Below are 17,972 nucleotides of genomic sequence, written 5' to 3'. Positions count from 1 at the left end.
ATCATGGAAAACATATATGGGATACATTGTCATAAAATTAAGAATTTAAGAAAAATTTATAAAAAAAGTTCCAGGAAAATATTTTTTGTAGAAGGAATTAAAGAATTTGAAATGGCAATAAAAGGGAATTTTTTTCCCATAGAAATTTTCATATGCAAAAAAATATTTCACAAATATAATCTTATCAAATCGTTTAATCACATTGTTTTTTTTATTAGCATAAAAGCCTTCAAAAAATTAGCCTATAGAGAAAATTCCGGTGGAATCATTGCCTTATTTAAAAGAAAAAATCTTGAAAGACTAGAAAATATAAAAATCTATAAAAATCCTTTTATTCTTATATTGGATGGGATAGAAAAACCTGGAAATTTAGGATCTATGCTAAGAATAGCTGATGCGGTCGGGGTTCATTTCATTATATTATGTAATATAAAAACCTATATTTACAATCCTAATATAATTAGATGTAGTCTAGGAAGTGTTTTTACAAACAAAATTCTCATTGAGAAAAAAAAATCCATTATTTCCTGGTTGCAAAAGAAAAAAATAGAAATTGTAGTAACAGGATTTCATGAAAAGGCTATACAATTATATAGAACGAAATTTTCTTCACGTTTAGCTATCGTTTTAGGTTCAGAAAACAAGGGCGTATCACCTATTTGGTTAAATATTGCTCACAAAATAGTAACCATTCCTATGTTTGGAGATATGGATTCTCTAAATGTAAGTAATGCAATGTCTATAATGATATATGAAGTCCTTAGACAAAGAAATTATAATTAATGAATATTTTTTTTCTTTTCATAGACATAATCTATTTTTAAATTCTTTCTTTTGGAAGCTTCTACCGATAGTCGATCACAATAATCATTAATATAATGAAAATCATGTCCTTTTATCCATTGAAAAACAATAAAATGTTGATTAAATATATCTAAAAAATCGAATCCATAGATCTACGTTTTTTTTTTATAAAAATTATTTTTTTTCCATTGATATATCCAATTTTTTTGAATAGTATTTACCACATATTTAGAATCGGTAAACACAACAATATTCTGTTTCTTTTTTGTAATTTTTTCTAATCCAACTATGACGGCTAATAGTTCCATTCGATTATTAGTGGTATAACGAAAACCTTCGGAAAGGACTTTTCTATAAGTAGTTCCTACTACTTCTATAAAAATAGCATATCCCCCAGGTCCAGGATTTCCTTTGGAAGAACCATCTGTGTAAATATGAATTTTTTTGTTCACGAGTTAATTATCATTTTTTATTTTTTCACGTTCAAATTTTTCTAATTGATATTTAATTAAATTAAAACATTTTTCTTTTAGGAAATTTTTGTCTTTTAAGGATAAGTTTTTTGTTGAAATGGAATGATGTTGTTTTATTCGTATTTTTCCAGGTCCCCCCTTTATAATAGGAAAACTTGGAAACTTTGTTTTTATATCAGCTATGGTAAATGGAACAATAGGTATTTTTTTTATTATAGCGATAGAAAAGGCACCACTTTTAAAATGATCTAAAAAAATAGAAGGATTAGGAACTCCTCCTTCTGGGAAAATACAGACACTTTTTCCAGAATCTACTTTTTCCTGTATTTGTTTAAATACTTGCATGCAACTAGATAAATTTTTCCTGTTTATTAATATATTGCTTCTTCTATAAACAAAACCGAAAAAAGGAAGTTTAGCTAGTTCCGCTTTTCCTACAAAAACTAAGGGATGGTTTCTCATTAAAGAGTAAATCAACATAATGTCCATAATAGAACTATGATTACTGATTATCACATATTGTTTATTCTTATCTAAGATTTCTTTATCTTTTTCTAATACATACCAAAAACCCATGAGAAAAAGATTGCTTCTCGCCCACATTTGGTGAAACCAATATGCAATATGATAATATTTATCTTTAAAAAGAAATGGAATAGAAGCTCCTGCCCATAATGGCACTAAAAAGATATTGATTAGAAAAAACCAGGCACGCCATAATAATATAAATGAAATTTGAAGAATTTTCATGAACTAATAAAATTACTCAAAAAACGAATGTATTTATTCCTTCTTTTTTTTTGTGGTTAAAAATCAAAAATTTATAACTTTTTTTTTAAAGATTAAAATTTGAATTTTTACAATTTATATTCCATTATTTTTTCAAATGATATTAATTATAAATTTGTATACAAAATAGAAGATTTTTAAAGAAAATAAAAATCTTCGTCTTTTTCAGAAGATTCAATGTTTTTAGAAAAGAAAAAAAATCTGATATTTATATATTTTCCAAATACGTCATGTATACCTTAGGAGAATTTATCATAGAAAATAGGGATCGTTTTTTATATTCCACAGAAGATTTATTACGGTTATTTAGTTCTATTAAATTAGCAGCTAAAGCTATTAATAAGGAGGTGAATAAAGCCGGTTTAACAAAAAAAATTGGAAGTTCCGGAATAACTAATATACAAGGAGAAAATCAACAGAAACTAGATGAATTTGCACACAGAATTTTTATTGAATCATTTAAAAGCAGAAATGTAGTTTGTGGAATAGCTTCGGAAGAAAGCAAAGATTTTATAGTGATAAAGGGAGAAAAAGAAAATCCTTTTCAAAAGAAATATATTGTTTTAATAGATCCACTAGATGGTTCTTCAAATATAGATGTCAATGTGTCTATTGGGACTATATTTTCAGTATATCTCAAGAAGACTCCTATTCAAATGGATTTAAGAATAGAAGATTTTTTGCAAAAAGGAAATAAACAAATTCTTGCAGGATATATTATTTATGGATCCTCCACTATTTTGGTCTATACTACAGGAAATGGAGTACATGGATTTACTTTGGATCCTTCTGTAGGAACTTTTTATTTATCTCATCCTAAACTTCATTTTCCAGAAGTAGAAAAAATTTATTCTATCAACGAGGGGAATTATGTTAGATTCCCTAATGGAATCAAAAAATTTATAAGATTCTGTCAAGAAGAAAAAGATAATCGCCCTTATACGGCACGATATATTGGATCTTTAGTGGGAGATTTTCATAGAAATCTGATACAAGGAGGTATATATATTTACCCCAAAACAGCACTTTCTCCAAATGGAAAATTGAGGTTACTTTATGAATGTAATCCGATGGCCTTTTTAACAGAACAAGCGGGTGGAAAAGCTTCTGATGGAAAAAAAAGAATTCTAGATATAGAACCTTTCAAATTACATCAAAGGACTCCATTCATTTGTGGACCTGTAGGGATGGTTTCTAAGTTGGAGGAATTTATGAATAATGAGAAAAAATAATTATGGGCTTTCAAGTAAAAAGAAAAAAAAATATTATTTATAATACAATCAAATACGGAAAATTATTACCTGTATTCCCTATTTATAGTTTCTTCTTATTGTATCCAAATAAGAAAAAGAAAACGAGATGGACAGAGCTAATTGGGACTTTGGTAAAAAAAAAATTTCAAAAAATCCGTACATAGAAATAGAATAAAACGTTTATTGCGGGCCTCTTTTTTATTAAATAAATTTATTTTAGAAGAAAAAATAGAGAGAATTAATTGTAGTTATCATATTGTATTTATTTATATAGGAAAATTTTTACCAAAATTTCAGGATATTAACCCCTCTATTAAAAAAATATTTAATCTAATAAAAGATACTGAAACCTCATCTTTATTGAAATAATTGACCTGCGTTAGCTCCAAAAATTTTTACTGCGAAAGCCAATAAAACGATTCCGAATATCTTTTTTAGTATATCTAAACCATTAGTTCCTATTTTTTCAGCTATAAAATCACATCTATCTATAACAAAATAAACTACTATCATATTGAGTATTAGAGAAATGAGAATAACATTTACATCATAGGTAGTTCTTAGAGAAATTAGAGTAGTCAAGGATCCAGGTCCAGCTATAAGTGGAAAAGCAATTGGAACGATAGAAGTTTGGGCATTTTCTGTTACTTTATGAAGATCTATGCCTAAAATCATTTCTAATCCAATTAAAAACAAAACGATAGATCCTGCAACGGAAAAAGAGTGGACATCTACACCAATAATTTTTAGCATAGGTTGTCCTAAAAACAAAAAAGATAAAAAGATAATAAGAGAAGTCACTATCACTTTTTTTGTCTCTATAATATTTCCTTTGGATTTAAAACCCATAATTATGGGAGCATTTCCTAGTATATCTATAATGCTAAAAAGGATCATGAAACAACTGATTAATGAATTTATCCATTCCATATTCAAAATTTATTCAAAAAATTTTTAAGTTTCGAATTAGAGTCTTTTTGAGGATAAAAAATGATAAAACATCATTAAAAATATCTACGATTTTATTCTATTATCCTCCTCTTAATCTATACACAAATTAAACAAAAATATAATCAGTACCATTAATTTTTTTGAAAAAAAACTTAATCTATTCATGTTTTAATTTTAAGTTTTGTTGTATGAAGTATAATTTCTAAAGTCCATTTTCATAAGCTTTCCATCCTACTTCTTTATATTTTTCTGCCACAATTTTTGGATTTTTAGATTGATAAATAGCTTTTCCAACTATGATAAAATCACTTTTGTTTTTTTGAAAAGCTAGATTAGGATGAATGTACGTATTTCCCATCGAATTTTCTTTTGATTGAGAAAAATGTATTCCAGGAGTAAATAATAATAATCTATTGTCTACTCTTCTTTGTGCTACGGTTCCAATTACTTTTGGATTTTTCAAAGAGATGTTTAAAGCTTTTCTTATGTAATTATCATCAGATAATCTTCCAGAAGAAGACATTTCAGACACAGTAATTAATCCCATATTTGAAGGAATATTCAAGTTTTGTATACTGATACTTCCTGCAAGTAGATGTACCGTTAAAATATCTGCCCAAGAAGAAATTTTGTGGATCCCATGATGTAATTGTAGATAATTTATAGGTCCCACATCACATAATTTTCTATCTTCAAATAATAAAAATTTCTTTTCTACAGAAATTTTTTTAAGAGATGCAATGAATGAAGATGAAAAATCACTAATAATATCTGCATGAAGTTTCAATCCACAAATGGAATCTCCTGTCAAATTCACTAGTTCTAAAATTTTTTCAGAGTATATTAAGTCTGCTGAAACAATCAAATTTGTTTTTTTTTTCAACGTTATATCAAGAAGTTTTTTTCCAATGGGATGAGAAATTTTTTCTTTTTTTTCTTCATAGGAAAGACGTTTTTCCTGAAAATTTTTTTTACTTCTTTTTTTGAAAAAAAATTGAATGATATGTATTTCTTTTTCCTTTAAAAGATCTTTTTTTTCTAACATCTTTAAAACTTCTCCTATACGAAATAAAGTCCGTATATTAAATCCTCTTTTTTTTATATTATCTATTCCTCCTTGTTCACGATCAAGAATAGATAGAATGTTTTTAATAATCAATCCTTCTTTTTCAAGATCTCTCACGGTTTGTAATAAACTATCTCCACTTGTTATTACATCTTCTATAAGAAGACAATTTTGTCCTTTTTTGTAAATCCCTTCTATCATTCGTTTGGTTCCATAACCTTTATTTTCTTTTCTCTTAATAATCAAAGGAATACTTGACCTTAAGGATAAAGTAGTAGCTATCGGTAAAGCCGCATAGGGGACTCCACAAATAAGTTCAAACGTATGATATGGAACTTCACTAAGAAGCAAATCAGAAAGTTTTATTAATAAATCTGGTCTAGAAGCTATTGGACGAAAGTCTATATATATAGGAGATGTCATTCCACTTTTCAAGGTAAAATGACCAAATTTGATAATGCCTAAATTATAAATCTTTAAAAAAAACTGTTCTTTTTCTTCCATAAAAAACCTTTTTTGGTTAAAGTTAAAAATTTTCTCCTTGTGGGTTTTGTATTATATTACTTACACAATTTTTATGATCATGAAAAAAAAGAAAATAGATATATCTGCTGATATAAATGGGATCAAACTTTCTTCTTGTATTATGAATGCTTCAGGAGTCCTCTGTACTACAGAAAAAGAACTTAAAAAATTGATTATTAGTTCTTCCGGAGCTGTTGTAACAAAAAGTTGTACCTTGAAACCAAGAAAAGGAAATTTAGAACCTAGATATTTTGAATGGAATATTGGAAGCATTAATTCTATGGGACTCCCCAATCTTGGAATAGATTTTTATTTAGATTTTTTAGAAAAAGTAAATCCTAAAAAACCTTTTTTTTTATCTATATCAGGACTTTCTATAGAGGAAAATTATCTTCTTCTTCATAAAGCCAATCTTTTTTCCCGTATCAGTGCAGTAGAATTAAATTTGTCTTGTCCAAATATTCTTGGAAAAGATCAAGTATTAGGTTATGATTTTAATAATATTTCTAATTTCCTCGAAAATATATTTAAATTTTATAAAAAACCTTTAGGAGTTAAGTTACCTCCTTATTTTGAAAATAGGCATATTAAAAAAATGGCTTTTATATTAAATAAATATCCTATTTTCTTTGTTACCTGTATTAATAGTTTGCCTAATGGTCTTTTCATTGATATTAATAAAGAAACTGTGGTGATTCAACCAAAAATGGGTTTTGGAGGGATAGGAGGAAAAACTATAAAACCATTTGCATTAGCAAATATTCGTCAATTTTATACTTATCTACGCAAAGAGATTCCTATAATAGGTTGTGGTGGAATTTGTTCCGGAAAAGATATTTTTGAACACATATTGTGTGGGGCCTCAGCGGTTCAAATAGGAACACAATTTATAAAAGAAGGGGTTTCTGTTTTTGATAGATTGAGAAAAGAGTTAGTTGATCTTCTGCAAAAAAAAAAATTTCCATCTATAAATAAATTTATAGGAAAATTAAACGTTTTTTAATCTCCTTAAATTAATAAGATTTTGCAAAAACAACTCTTTGAGAAGAAGGATTTCCAGAATAAATACACCTCCCTCCTTCTTTTTTAGTAGAAATTGGAATACAACGTATAGTAGCTTCCGTTTCTTCTTGAATTTTTTTTCCTGTACTTTTCGTCCCATCCCAATGAGCAAGAATAAAACCTCCTACACCGTTTATTTTTTTTTTAAAATCCTCATAATGATCTGAAATCATGGTCAATTTTTTGGTTCTATTTAAAGCTCTTTGATAGAGATTCTTTTGTATTTTCTCAAGAAGTTTTGGAATAAAAGTGATAATCTGATTCCAAGAAACATCTACTTTTTCGTAAGTATCTCTTCTAAAAACTTCTGCTTTTTCTTTTATGATTTCATCCAATCCAATGTTAATTCGTATGGGGATTCCCTTCATTTCGTATTCATGAAATTTCCATCCAGGAGTAAAAATCTCTCTGTTATCATATTTCACACTAAATCCTTTTTCTTTTATAATTTTTTGGATTCTTTCAGCTATTTCATTTATTTTACTTAATTCTTGCTTGTTTTTGTATATAGGAATGATAACTATTTGTATAGGAGCTATTTTTGGAGGTAATATCAGTCCGTGATCATCTGAGTGTAACATAACTATTCCACCTATTAATCTAGTCGAAACGCCCCAAGATGTAGACCATACATATTCTTTTTTTCCATTTTTATTAGTGAATTTCACATCGAAAGCTTTCGAAAAATTTTGTCCAAGAAAATGTGAAGTTCCAATTTGTAAAGCTTTTCCATCTTGCATCATGGCCTCTAGACTAAATGTGGTTTCAGAACCAGAAAATTTATCCATGTATGGTTTCATTCCTTGTACTACAGGAATTGCCATAATTTTTTCAGAGAAATCCGTATAAATGTTTAATATTTTTTTAGTTTCTTCTATGGCTTCTTTTTCAGTAGAATGAGCAGTATGACCTTCTTGCCATAAAAACTCAGAGGTTCTTAAAAATAAACGGGTTCGCATTTCCCATCTAATAGCATTTCCCCATTGATTCAAAAGAAGAGGAAGATCTCTATAAGAATGAATCCAATGTCGAAAAGTTTTCCATATGATACTTTCAGAAGTAGGTCGAATAACTAATTCTTCTTGTAGTTTAGATTTTGGATCTACAGTTAATTCTTCTTGATCTGTATTTTTTTTTAACTTACAATGTGTGACTATAGCGCATTCTTTAGAAAAATTTGCAATATGTTTTTTTTCTTTTGAGAAAGAAGATTTAGGAATAAGCATAGGAAAATAAACATTTTTATGTCCCGTTTCTTTAAACATTTTGTCTAATGTGTTTTTTATAATTTCCCATATAGAAAAACCATATGGCTTTATAATCATAAAACCACGAATTCCGGAAAATTCTGCTAAACCAGATCTAATGATAATTTCATTATACCATTTGGAATAATCCACATTACGTTTAGTTAATTGATGCATAAAAAAGAATCAAGAAAAATTTATTAGGATATTATGATCATTAAATATAAAAAAATTATTTTTATTATAGAGCATTTGATTTTCTTTCTAAATTAGTGATTTATTAAAAGAGTACATTATCATGGCACATCCTAAAAGAAGACAATCTAAATCTAGGAGAAATAAAAGAAGAACTCATCTAAAAATACAGGAACCTTTATTAGTTAAATGTCCTTTAAATCACCAAAAACATTTATATCACCATGCTTATTGGCATGAAGGGAAACTATATTATAGAGGGAAAATTGTATTGAAAAAAGATAATCCATCCATGTAATAATAATAGGTAGATCTGCGGTAAAATTTATGGATTTTAAAAATATTAAATCACTGATTCAATTGATTTCTAAATCTAATATTCGTGAAGTAAGAGTGAAAATAGGAGAAACTCAAATTCATATTAAGAATAACATTTTTAGAAGAAAAAGAAAAAAGTTCTTGAATCCAATTTTATCCAAGAACAGAAGAATTTATTCTCCTGTTCCTGATTTTTCCGATAGGTTTTCTAAATTAGAAATGGAAAAAAAACCTGATAAAAGTCAGTACATCACTATTAAATCTCCTATGATTGGAACTTTCTATCGTAGACCTCATCCAGATAAAGAGCCCTTTGTTAAAGTAGGAGATAAGATAAAAATAGGAACAAAAATTTGTGTAATAGAAGCTATGAAGTTATTTAATGATATAGAATCTGAAGTAGATGGAAAAATCGTAAAAATACTTGTAGAAGACTCTAATCCAGTTGATTATGATCAACCGTTATTTATTTTAGATCCTAATTATTAAAAGTATACATCCAAAATTTATGTTTAAAAAAATATTAATTGCTAATCGTGGGGAAATTGCCTTACGAGTGATACGTACCGCTAAAGAAATGGGAATAAAAACGGTAGCTGTTTATTCTACAGCCGATAGACATAGTCTTCATGTTTATTTTGCAGATGAAGCAGTCTGTATTGGTCCTCCTTCTCCATATAAATCGTATTTAAATGTTCCAAATTTAATATCTGCGGCAGAAATCACAAATGCAGACGCTATTCATCCTGGATATGGTTTTTTATCTGAAAATGCATATTTTTCATCTATGTGTAAAAAACATGGAATTAAGTTTATCGGTCCGCTTCCAAATCATATCATTCAGATGGGAAATAAAATTTCAGCTAAAAAAACTATGAAAAAAGCTGGAATCTCGTGTCTTCCTGGATCAGATTTTTTTTTGGAATCTTCTTATAAGGAAATAGAAAAAATGGCAGAAAAAATAGGGTATCCTCTTATTATCAAAGCGGTTTCTGGAGGTGGTGGAAAAGGAATACGATCTGTTTTAGATAAAGAAGGATTAAAGCGTTCTTGGGAAGAAGCAAAAAAAGAATCTTTTGCCTTTTTTGGAAAGAAAGATATGTATATAGAGAAATTAATTCTCAATCCAAGACATATAGAAATACAAATTATTAGTGATCAATATGGAAAAGCTTGTCATCTATCCGAAAGAGATTGTTCCATTCAACGAAGAAATCAAAAACTGTTGGAGGAGGCTCCTTCTCCTTTTTTAACTCCTTCTTTGAGAAAGAAAATGGGAGAAGTCGCCATAAAAGCTGCTGAATTTATTCGTTATGAAGGAGTAGGAACTATAGAATTTTTAGTAGATCAAAATCGTAATTTTTATTTTATGGAAATGAATACTAGAATTCAAGTGGAACATCCTATTACAGAAGAAATAACGGGTTTAGATCTTATACAAGAACAGATTTTTTTAGCTAATGGAAAAAAACTTTCTGGAAAAAATTATTATCCAAAAATGTATTCTATGGAATGTAGAGTTAATGCAGAAGAACCTTCTCAAGATTTTCGTCCTGTTCCTGGTAAAATTACTCAAATGCATTTACCAGGAGGAAAAGGGGTTCGTGTAGATACCCATGTTTATGCAGGATATAGAGTCCCACATTATTATGATTCTATGATTGCTAAAATTATCACGACCGCAAAAAGTAGAAAAGAAACTATTGAAAAAATGCGTCGTTCATTAGATGAATTTGTAATAGAAGGAATTCGTACGACTGTCCCTTTTCATAAACAGCTTATGCAAAATAATGACTTTTTGAAAGGAGACTATAATACAAATTTTTTAGATATACTTCATTTAGATTCCAATTTTGATGATAATGGATCAAATCCGAATTATTGATTTTTTTCAGATAATTTTAAGAAATTAATCATTTCTTGAATATTTCCGTTCATGAATCCTACAAGATTATAAATGGATTTATGAATTCTATGATCCGTCACTCTTCCTTTAGGATAATTGTAGGTGCGTATTTTTACGGATCTATCTCCTGTAGAAACTAAAGATTTTCTCTTAATAGATCTTTCTTTAAATCTTTTTTCTTTTTCATTTTGATAAATACGTGATCGTAAAACGTTCATAGCTTTTTCAAAATTTTTGTGTTGCGAACGTTCTTCTTGACATTCTACTGTTATTTTAGTTGGAATATGTGTTAATCGTACAGCTGATTCTGTTTTATTTACATGTTGTCCTCCAGATCCACTGGATCTAAATGTGTCTTTTTTTATATCCGATAAATGAATTTTCATTTCTATATCTTTTATCTCAGGTAGAACTGCTACAGTGATAGCAGATGTGTGTACTCTACCTTGAGATTCTGTTTTTGGGATCCTTTGAACTCTGTGGACTCCAGATTCAAATTTTAAATTTCCATAAACTCCTTCTCCTTCTTTTCCACTTACATCTAAAATTATTTCTTTGTAACCTTGGATTCCTCCTTTTTGAGCATGGATGATTTTATATTTCCAACCTACTTGTTTGAAATACATTATATACATTCGTAATATATCTTCTACAAAAAGACAGGCCTCATCACCTCCTGTTCCAGAACGTAATTCTACGATAGCATTTCTATGATCGTTTTCTAAATTTTCTCTTCCTGTAGGAGAAGTAGAAAATAGTAGATCATCTGATTTTTTTTCAATATTAGACAGATCTTCCAAAATTTTATTTTTTTCCAAATAAGCTATTTCTTTCATTTCTGGATCTGAATCGTTTTTTAAAATAGAGTTAGCTTCTTGAAGAGCTGTTAACTTTTTTTTGTATTTTTCATAAATATTTACTACTTTTTCCAACTTCCGATACTTCTTTAATAATGTTTTATATTTTTTTTGATTGGATACAATATGAGGTTGTATAATGGAATTTCCAATTCCATGAAATTCTTTTTCAAGTATTTCAAATTTCTTAATTAATGAAATTTTTTTCATTTTTTTTCAATGTTTTTTTAGTAAAAAGAATTTAAATACTTATTTCATCTTTCATCGTATTCTATTCATGGAATGGATTAATTTTATATCCTTTTTGATTTTTTTACTAGAAAGATATAAGAAACATATAGATAAAAATGTAAGAAAAAGGTTCGTTTTTCTTGAAAGAAGGAAATATTTATTCGATTGAAAACATGAAAAAATAAGAATCAATATAAAAGTAGTACTATTTAGAAAGATGTTTAGACCATTGATAAATATTTGTAGTTTTTTTTTTTGAAAAAAAAGAAAACTTAAAATAGATAGAATTAAACATGTTATTATAACAATTAAAATGAATCTATCTAATAAAAAAAAAGAAGGCTTGATATTTTTTTTTGAATATGGATAAAATGGATAAAAATGTAAAGAAATAGAAGAAACTAATATGGATATAAATAAATAAAAAGTTTGTATCCGATAGAACATAGGTATAAAAATATTTTCTAATTTATTCTCTAGAAGTTCAAATTAATTTGTATAATTGTATTGTGTTTATAGTATTATATACTGTCTTATAAGCCAAGAATGGCATATATAAAATAGAACCCAATTACTTTATGTTTGATATTACTGAATTAAAAAGTAAAAAACTTTTTGAATTACAGGAGATTGCTCGTTCTTCAGGATTAAAAAAATGTACACAACTACGAAAAAACGAACTCCTAGAAAAAATTATTTCCATTTTCAATAGTAATAATAATAAAAATACAACATCTACAACAAATTCAAAGATAGAAAATTCTTTATTAAAAAAAGGATTCAAAAGTAGAAAAAATACGGAGTCCAAGACCACATTCTTAGAAAGTGTCAATGGGAAAAAAAAATTAACGAATCAAGAACATTTAAAAAATTATTCTAAACTTTCAGAAGAAACTGGAAAATCCAAAAAAAAATATTTTCAAAATTGGAAAAAAAATGATAGATCAGAATCTTCTACTGGATCAGAAAGTGGATTTTCACAGAGAATCACTAATAAATATCGTACTTCTGAATATGAATTTGAGGGAATTATAATTAGTGAGGGGGTATTAGAAATTATGCCAGAAAATTATGGATTTTTAAGATCTTCTGATTTTAATTACTTATCATCTCCTGATGATATTTACGTTTCTCAATCTCAAATTAGACTTTTCGGAATGAAAACGGGAGATACCATAAGAGGAGAAGTTCGTCCACCCAAAGATGGAGAAAAATATTTTCCTTTGATTAAAATTCTTGAAATAAATGGGAGGCCTCCTTTTTTTGTCAGAGAAAGAGATTCTTTTGAACATTTGACTCCACTATTTCCCAATGAAAAATTTAAACTAGCTGAAAAAAATGCTACTCTTTCTACAAGAATAGTCGATCTTTTTACTCCTATAGGAAAAGGACAAAGAGGGATGATCGTTGCTCCTCCAAAAACAGGAAAAACTACTTTATTAAAAGAAATAGCTAATGCTATTGCTGCTAATCATCCAGAAGTCTATTTGATTATATTACTTATTGATGAACGTCCAGAAGAAGTAACGGATATGCAACGAAATGTTAAAGGAGAAGTGATCGCGTCTACTTTTGATGAACCTGCAGAAAGACATGTGAAAGTAGCTAATATAGTATTGCAAAAAGCTAAGAGAATGGTAGAATGTTCTCATGATGTAGTCATTTTATTAGATTCTATAACACGTTTAGCTAGAGCTTATAACACTGTTGCTCCTGCATCTGGAAAAGTTTTATCAGGAGGAGTCGACGCAAATGCTCTGCATAGACCAAAAAGGTTTTTTGGAGCAGCAAGAAATATAGAAAATGGAGGTTCTTTATCTATTATTGCTACTGCTATGATCGATACAGGATCTAAAATGGATGAGGTGATTTTTGAAGAATTTAAAGGAACAGGAAATAAAGAACTTCAATTAGATAGAAAAATTGCAAACAAACGAATTTATCCGGCTATTGATCTGGTTTCTTCTAGTACTAGAAAAGATGATTTGTTATTAGATCCCAATACCTTACAAAGGATGTGGATTTTACGAAAACATCTTTCCGATATGAATCCTGTAGAAGCTATGGAATTTTTAAGATCGCGTATGGCTAGAACTCAAAATAATGAAGAATTCCTAATATCTATGAATGGGTAAGTATAAATTTTTATCGATTATTTGGTTTTATAAATAAAAAACTTTATATTATGGAATTCGCGGGATGGAGCAGTTGGTAGCTCGTCGGGCTCATAACCCGAAGGTCATAGGTTCGAGTCCTATTCCCGCTATTTCTTTGCTTCTTCAAAAAAAAAATTCTTTGGATTATTTTATGGTAATCTACTATCCATTAGGAATTTTATTATTGTGTTTTGTAGTTTTTTTCCTTTGTTTTTTTAGAAAACTGGAAATCCTTTTAAGGGAGGAATCAAAAGATCAGCGAAGTGAGTTAGCAAACACTTTGAAAGATCTCAAAGAGGGTTTGATGCAATCAATAAGAGATTTTAAAAATTCTATTGAGGAAAAAATGAATCTTTCTTTTGAAAACCAATCTCATAAATTAAATGTTATTCATATAGAACAAGAAAAATTAGTTAGAATAACAGAAAAAAAACTAGAAGAGATTAGAGAAAGTGTGAATGAGAAACTTCAAAAATCCTTGAACTTACATTTGGGAAAATCTTTTGAATTTATTGGAAATCAATTGTTATTCTTACAGAATGGATTGGGAGATATGAAAATTTTAGCACAAGATGTGAATGCATTAAAAAGAACTTTAAATCATGTGAAGGTTTGTGGAAGTTTCAGTGAAATGCAACTTTCTATGCTTTTACAACAAATTTTGGCTCCAGAACAATATGCTTGCAATGTCATTACTAAATCTAGTACGAATTGTGTAGTAGAATTTGCTATTAAACTTCCAGGACTTGGAGATGGAAATATTATCTGGTTACCAATTGATGTAAAATTTCCAAAGGAAACTTATGAAAAAATACAAATTGCCTATAGTCTCGGAGAAAAGAAAAAGTTAGAAATGGCTAAAAAAAATATGGAATCTGTTCTTAAAAAAATGTCCAAAGACATTAAGGAAAAATACATAGATCCTCCACATACTACTGATTTTGCTATTCTTTTTTTGCCTTTTGAAGGCATATATGCAGAGATTGTAAGAAATTCAAGTTTATTAGAAGAATTGCAAAGAAAGTACAAAATAGTAATTGCAGGACCATCTACATTAGCCGCTATGTTAAATAGTTTGCAAATAGGTTTTCGAACATTAGCTATTCAAAAAAGAAGTTCTGAAGTATGGAATATTCTAGAAACTGTAAAAAAGGAGTTTACAAAATTTGGATTTTTGCTTCATCAAGCACAAGATAAATTACAAGCTGCTTCCAAAGACATAGATATGGTAATGGGAGTAAGAAAAAACTTAATTGAAAAACAATTAAGAGATATAGAGAACTCTTGATATAGAAAAAACTGCTGCGGAGAGAAAGGGATTCGAACCCTTGACACTTTTTTGTGAACACGCTTTCCAAACGTGCGCCTTAATCCTCTCGGCCATCTCTCCATAAATAACATGAAAGCAAGACTATAAGCCGGATTCTGTTTTTATACCTATCATTTATCTAGGATGGTAGTTCCCCACTATCTCTATCTGCCGACCCCCCGGTACAAACCGAGCAAATTATCCGGTATACATGGCATTTCACCGTACAGAGTTTACATGATTTCACTACAGCTTTCCTGTACTTTCTTTCTGTTGCACTATTCCTCACCTTTTGGTGGATGGGAATTACCCATTGTACTGCTCTATGGTGTCCGGACTTTCCTCATTTTTTCAAAAAAAAATGCGATAGGACATCTTACTTTCATGTTTTTACTATATTAGAATAAATATTTCTTACATCCTCATGTTTTTCAAGCTTTTTCATGAAATTTAATATTCTTTCCTCTTCCTTTTCTGAAATATATTTTGGGTGTTTTGCTATACGTTTTACTATCGATTGATGGAAAATATTCAATCTTTCTAAATGATTTTTCATGGTTCCAAAATATTCAAAATCTGTGTATATATAAACCATTTTTTCATCTTTTATAAGATCCTTTGCTCCGAAATCTATAACCATAAGTTCAAAATCTTCCATAGAGTTAGGTACATCTTTTTTTCTTATTGAAAAAACTCCTATGCGATTAAACAAATGAACCAATTCTCCGTTATGACATAATCTTCCTCCTTTTTTGTTAAAAAAAATTCTTATGTCAGAAGTAGTTCTAATGTTATTATCTGTCATACATTCTATAATCATGCTAATTCCGTAAATTTTTCCTTCTAAATTTAAATTTTTAAAATGATTCGTATTAGCTTGTGAAGCTTTTTGTATAGCTCTTTCTATAGTATTTTTAGGAATATTAACGGATTTTGCATTGAGTAGAGCATTTCTTAAACGAAACGAAGTTTTATCTGAACCTGATTCTTTAACTGCAATAGAAATTTCTTTAATGATTTTAGAAAACTTTTTAGATTTTCTAAAATCTTGATTAGATTTTCTATGTTGTATATTAGCCCATTTGCTGTGTCCTGACATGGAAAATAATTAGATGGTGATTTTTTTGAAAAAATAGATATATTTTATCTATATTAGCATTATTAGCTAAATAAAGAGATTAAAGTTAGTAAAAAAAATAATTATGTCAAAAGTTTGTGAACTTACAGGAAAGAGAGCTATGATCGGGAATAGAGTATCTCATGCTAATAACAAAAATAAACGTCGTTTCAACATAAATCTATGTAAAAAACGTTTTTTTTTAACAAAAGAAAAAAAATGGATCACTTTAAAAATTTGTACTTCTGCTATTAAACTTATTAATAAAATAGGAATCGAAAAAGCATTAAAACGTTTCAAATATAAATATTAATGGGAAAAAAAGGAAATCGGATTCAAATCATCTTGGAATGTACTGAACAGAAAAAAAGTGGAATTGGTGGGATTTCTAGATATGTGACTACTAAAAATAAAAAAAATACTCCTAAAAGAATAGAATTAAAGAAATATAATTCTATACTGAGAAAATATACTCTTCATAAAGAAATTAAATAAATATGTCTAAAAAAATTGCAGAAAAGAAAAAGAAAAAAATTTCCCAAAAAATGATTTTAGCTATTAGAATAATTAAATCAAAAAAATCTGGTTCTTATGCTTTTGAAGATAAAATGTTAACTGATAACGAGGTTAAGAATTTTTTTAAAAAAAATGACTAATTTTAACTCACAGATGTCATGTTTTTTCTAAAAAACAAGGAAACGAAAGAAACATTTGATCGTGAATTGAAAAAAACTAGAGAATCCTTCTTTTCTAGAATAAAGAGTCTTTTTTTTAGAAAATCAAAATTAGATACAGATTTTATTGATCATATAGAAGAAATCTTGTTATCTTCAGATATAGGAACAGAAACTACCATAAAGATTATTAATAATCTTGAAAAAAAAATTCAAAAGGAAAAGTATAGGGGGGGAGAGATTCAAAAATTATATAAACTTCTTAAAGAGGAAATTGAATTCCTGTTTAAGAATATTAAAAATGAGTGTTTAGAACAAAAAATAAAAGAAGAAAGAAAACCATACGTAATTATGATGGTCGGAGTAAATGGAGTTGGAAAAACTACTACAATTGGAAAATTGGCTTTTTTTCTAAAAAAAAAAGGATTTAATTTAATTATAGGTGCCGCGGATACATTTCGTGAAGCAGCTATAAATCAACTTGAAATATGGTCAAATACAGTTAATGTCCCACTAATAAAACAACATATGTATGCGGATCCAGCGTCTGTAGCATACGATACTTTACAATCTGCTCAATCTAGAAAGGTGGATGTGGTATTGATTGATACAGCTGGTAGATTGCAAAATCGCATTGGTCTTATGGAAGAACTTGCTAAAATAAGTAGAGTAATGAAAAAAGTTATATCTAAAGCTCCTCATGAAATTATGCTTGTTTTGGATGCTTCTACGGGACAAAATGCTTTTGAACAAGTCAAAAAATTTATTTCTTTTGTAAAAGTTTCTTCCATCATATTAACTAAACTAGAAGGAACAGCTAAAGGTGGAGTGGTTATAGGGATCATGGATCAGTTTCAAGTTCCTATTCAATATATTGGAGTAGGAGAAAAAATACAAGATTTAAAAGAATTTAATGGAAAAAAGTTTATTGATTCTTTTTTTCTTCCACAAATACAAATATAGGACTGACATAATGTCTTTTTTATTAAAAATGGTATAATCTTTGTGATTTTTCTTTTATTTGCATAAAACATCTCGA

General features: G+C 28.2%; 20 protein-coding genes, 2 tRNA genes, 1 other RNA gene and 1 pseudogene. 14 read left to right on the top strand and 10 right to left on the bottom strand.

Annotation, left to right across the window (positions count from 1 at the left end):
* Positions 1–3: 3 nt before the first annotated feature.
* The gene (locus tag BPLAN_RS00670) at positions 4–783 is read left to right on the top strand and encodes an RNA methyltransferase (RefSeq protein ID WP_012821291.1); all 780 of its coding nucleotides are present in this window, start codon (positions 4–6) and stop codon (positions 781–783) included.
* Here the strand turns inward: BPLAN_RS00670 and BPLAN_RS00665 are convergent.
* Together BPLAN_RS00665 and BPLAN_RS00660 are read right to left on the bottom strand one after the other, a co-directional pair.
* Positions 780–1,256 (bottom strand): annotated as a pseudogene (locus tag BPLAN_RS00665) (ribonuclease HI). The gene BPLAN_RS00670 and the pseudogene BPLAN_RS00665 sit on opposite strands and share 4 nt — an antisense overlap.
* Positions 1,257–1,259: 3 nt before the next feature.
* A complete protein-coding gene (locus BPLAN_RS00660; RefSeq protein ID WP_012821289.1) occupies positions 1,260–2,027 on the bottom strand; it encodes a 1-acyl-sn-glycerol-3-phosphate acyltransferase in 768 nt (255 codons plus the stop codon).
* A 269-nt stretch (positions 2,028–2,296) separates the two neighbouring features.
* Here BPLAN_RS00660 and fbp point away from each other — a divergent pair, with 269 nt between their 5' ends.
* Both fbp and BPLAN_RS03260 read left to right on the top strand, forming a co-directional pair.
* Positions 2,297–3,298 carry a class 1 fructose-bisphosphatase gene (fbp, locus tag BPLAN_RS00655; protein ID WP_012821288.1) on the top strand — a complete coding sequence of 334 codons (1,002 nt, stop codon included), beginning with the start codon at positions 2,297–2,299 and terminating at the stop codon, positions 3,296–3,298.
* Between the two features lie 204 nt (positions 3,299–3,502).
* The gene (locus tag BPLAN_RS03260; protein ID WP_041178273.1) at positions 3,503–3,688 is read left to right on the top strand and encodes a hypothetical protein; all 186 of its coding nucleotides are present in this window, start codon (positions 3,503–3,505) and stop codon (positions 3,686–3,688) included.
* Here BPLAN_RS03260 and BPLAN_RS00640 read toward each other — a convergent pair.
* The gene (locus BPLAN_RS00640; protein ID WP_041178272.1) at positions 3,677–4,249 is read right to left on the bottom strand and encodes a MarC family protein; all 573 of its coding nucleotides are present in this window, start codon (positions 4,247–4,249) and stop codon (positions 3,677–3,679) included. The two genes, BPLAN_RS03260 and BPLAN_RS00640, sit on opposite strands and share 12 nt — an antisense overlap.
* Before the next feature lie 223 nt (positions 4,250–4,472).
* A complete protein-coding gene (pyrF, locus tag BPLAN_RS00635; protein WP_012821286.1) occupies positions 4,473–5,840 on the bottom strand; it encodes an orotidine-5'-phosphate decarboxylase in 1,368 nt (455 codons plus the stop codon).
* Positions 5,841–5,913: 73 nt separating this feature from the next.
* Here pyrF and BPLAN_RS00630 point away from each other — a divergent pair, with 73 nt between their 5' ends.
* Positions 5,914–6,864: a dihydroorotate oxidase gene (locus BPLAN_RS00630; RefSeq protein WP_012821285.1), complete on the top strand. Its 951-nt coding sequence runs from the start codon at positions 5,914–5,916 to the stop codon at positions 6,862–6,864.
* Positions 6,865–6,874: 10 nt separating this feature from the next.
* Here BPLAN_RS00630 and proS read toward each other — a convergent pair whose 3' ends face one another.
* Positions 6,875–8,347: a proline--tRNA ligase gene (proS, locus tag BPLAN_RS00625; protein WP_012821284.1), complete on the bottom strand. Its 1,473-nt coding sequence runs from the start codon at positions 8,345–8,347 to the stop codon at positions 6,875–6,877.
* Between the two features lie 121 nt (positions 8,348–8,468).
* Between proS and rpmF the strand changes: the two genes are divergently transcribed.
* The 3 genes from rpmF to accC are packed head-to-tail and all read left to right on the top strand — an operon-like array spanning position 8,469 to position 10,568.
* Complete coding sequence (gene rpmF / locus BPLAN_RS00620) at positions 8,469–8,663, top strand: 50S ribosomal protein L32 (RefSeq protein ID WP_012821283.1); 195 nt, start codon at positions 8,469–8,471, stop codon at positions 8,661–8,663.
* Between the two features lie 29 nt (positions 8,664–8,692).
* Positions 8,693–9,172 (top strand): acetyl-CoA carboxylase biotin carboxyl carrier protein, encoded by a 480-nt coding sequence (accB, locus tag BPLAN_RS00615; RefSeq protein ID WP_012821282.1) that lies wholly within the window; start codon positions 8,693–8,695, stop codon positions 9,170–9,172.
* Between the two features lie 19 nt (positions 9,173–9,191).
* Positions 9,192–10,568 (top strand): acetyl-CoA carboxylase biotin carboxylase subunit, encoded by a 1,377-nt coding sequence (gene accC, locus BPLAN_RS00610; protein ID WP_012821281.1) that lies wholly within the window; start codon positions 9,192–9,194, stop codon positions 10,566–10,568.
* Here the strand turns inward: accC and prfA are convergent.
* Both prfA and BPLAN_RS00600 read right to left on the bottom strand, forming a co-directional pair.
* On the bottom strand, positions 10,562–11,656 hold the full coding sequence (gene prfA / locus BPLAN_RS00605) for a peptide chain release factor 1 (RefSeq protein WP_012821280.1): 1,095 nt from the start codon (positions 11,654–11,656) through the stop codon (positions 10,562–10,564). The two genes, accC and prfA, sit on opposite strands and share 7 nt — an antisense overlap.
* A 51-nt stretch (positions 11,657–11,707) precedes the next feature.
* Positions 11,708–12,124 carry a DUF4293 family protein gene (locus BPLAN_RS00600; protein ID WP_012821279.1) on the bottom strand — a complete coding sequence of 139 codons (417 nt, stop codon included), beginning with the start codon at positions 12,122–12,124 and terminating at the stop codon, positions 11,708–11,710.
* A 131-nt stretch (positions 12,125–12,255) separates the two neighbouring features.
* On the opposite strand from BPLAN_RS00600, the gene rho reads away from it, so the two are divergent.
* The 3 genes from rho to BPLAN_RS00585 all read left to right on the top strand — a co-directional run bounded on the left by rho (position 12,256) and on the right by BPLAN_RS00585 (position 15,121).
* Positions 12,256–13,812, top strand: a complete 1,557-nt coding sequence (gene rho, locus BPLAN_RS00595; RefSeq protein WP_012821278.1) for a transcription termination factor Rho — start codon at positions 12,256–12,258, stop codon at positions 13,810–13,812.
* Between the two features lie 58 nt (positions 13,813–13,870).
* A tRNA-Met gene (locus BPLAN_RS00590) sits at positions 13,871–13,943 on the top strand.
* Between the two features lie 41 nt (positions 13,944–13,984).
* Positions 13,985–15,121, top strand: a complete 1,137-nt coding sequence (locus tag BPLAN_RS00585) for a DNA recombination protein RmuC (RefSeq protein WP_041178298.1) — start codon at positions 13,985–13,987, stop codon at positions 15,119–15,121.
* A gap of 17 nt (positions 15,122–15,138) precedes the next feature.
* Here the strand turns inward: BPLAN_RS00585 and BPLAN_RS00580 are convergent.
* From BPLAN_RS00580 to BPLAN_RS00575, 3 genes are all read right to left on the bottom strand, one after another.
* A tRNA-Ser gene (locus BPLAN_RS00580) sits at positions 15,139–15,223 on the bottom strand.
* 8 nt (positions 15,224–15,231) lie between these two features.
* Positions 15,232–15,525, bottom strand: an RNA gene (gene rnpB / locus BPLAN_RS03180) — RNase P RNA component class A.
* The gene (locus tag BPLAN_RS00575; protein WP_012821276.1) at positions 15,525–16,241 is read right to left on the bottom strand and encodes a YebC/PmpR family DNA-binding transcriptional regulator; all 717 of its coding nucleotides are present in this window, start codon (positions 16,239–16,241) and stop codon (positions 15,525–15,527) included. Before BPLAN_RS00575 ends, rnpB begins: the two co-directional genes overlap by 1 nt.
* 103 nt (positions 16,242–16,344) lie before the next feature.
* On the opposite strand from BPLAN_RS00575, the gene rpmB reads away from it, so the two are divergent.
* Genes rpmB through ftsY form a run of 4 tightly spaced genes read left to right on the top strand, consistent with a single transcriptional unit; the run spans position 16,345 to position 17,896 of the window.
* The gene (gene rpmB, locus BPLAN_RS00570) at positions 16,345–16,572 is read left to right on the top strand and encodes a 50S ribosomal protein L28 (protein ID WP_012821275.1); all 228 of its coding nucleotides are present in this window, start codon (positions 16,345–16,347) and stop codon (positions 16,570–16,572) included.
* A complete protein-coding gene (rpmG, locus tag BPLAN_RS00565; RefSeq protein ID WP_012821274.1) occupies positions 16,572–16,754 on the top strand; it encodes a 50S ribosomal protein L33 in 183 nt (60 codons plus the stop codon). Before rpmB ends, rpmG begins: the two co-directional genes overlap by 1 nt.
* A gap of 2 nt (positions 16,755–16,756) precedes the next feature.
* The gene (locus BPLAN_RS03195) at positions 16,757–16,915 is read left to right on the top strand and encodes a DUF4295 family protein (RefSeq protein WP_012821273.1); all 159 of its coding nucleotides are present in this window, start codon (positions 16,757–16,759) and stop codon (positions 16,913–16,915) included.
* An 18-nt stretch (positions 16,916–16,933) separates the two neighbouring features.
* Positions 16,934–17,896 (top strand): signal recognition particle-docking protein FtsY, encoded by a 963-nt coding sequence (gene ftsY, locus BPLAN_RS00560; RefSeq protein WP_012821272.1) that lies wholly within the window; start codon positions 16,934–16,936, stop codon positions 17,894–17,896.
* Positions 17,897–17,972 lie beyond the last annotated feature (76 nt).

The sequence above is a fragment of the Blattabacterium sp. (Periplaneta americana) str. BPLAN genome (assembly GCF_000093165.1).
Classification (GTDB): domain Bacteria; phylum Bacteroidota; class Bacteroidia; order Flavobacteriales; family Blattabacteriaceae; genus Blattabacterium.
The sequence above is the reverse complement of the archived record's forward strand: the minus strand, read 5'-3'. Positions and strand labels throughout refer to the sequence as shown.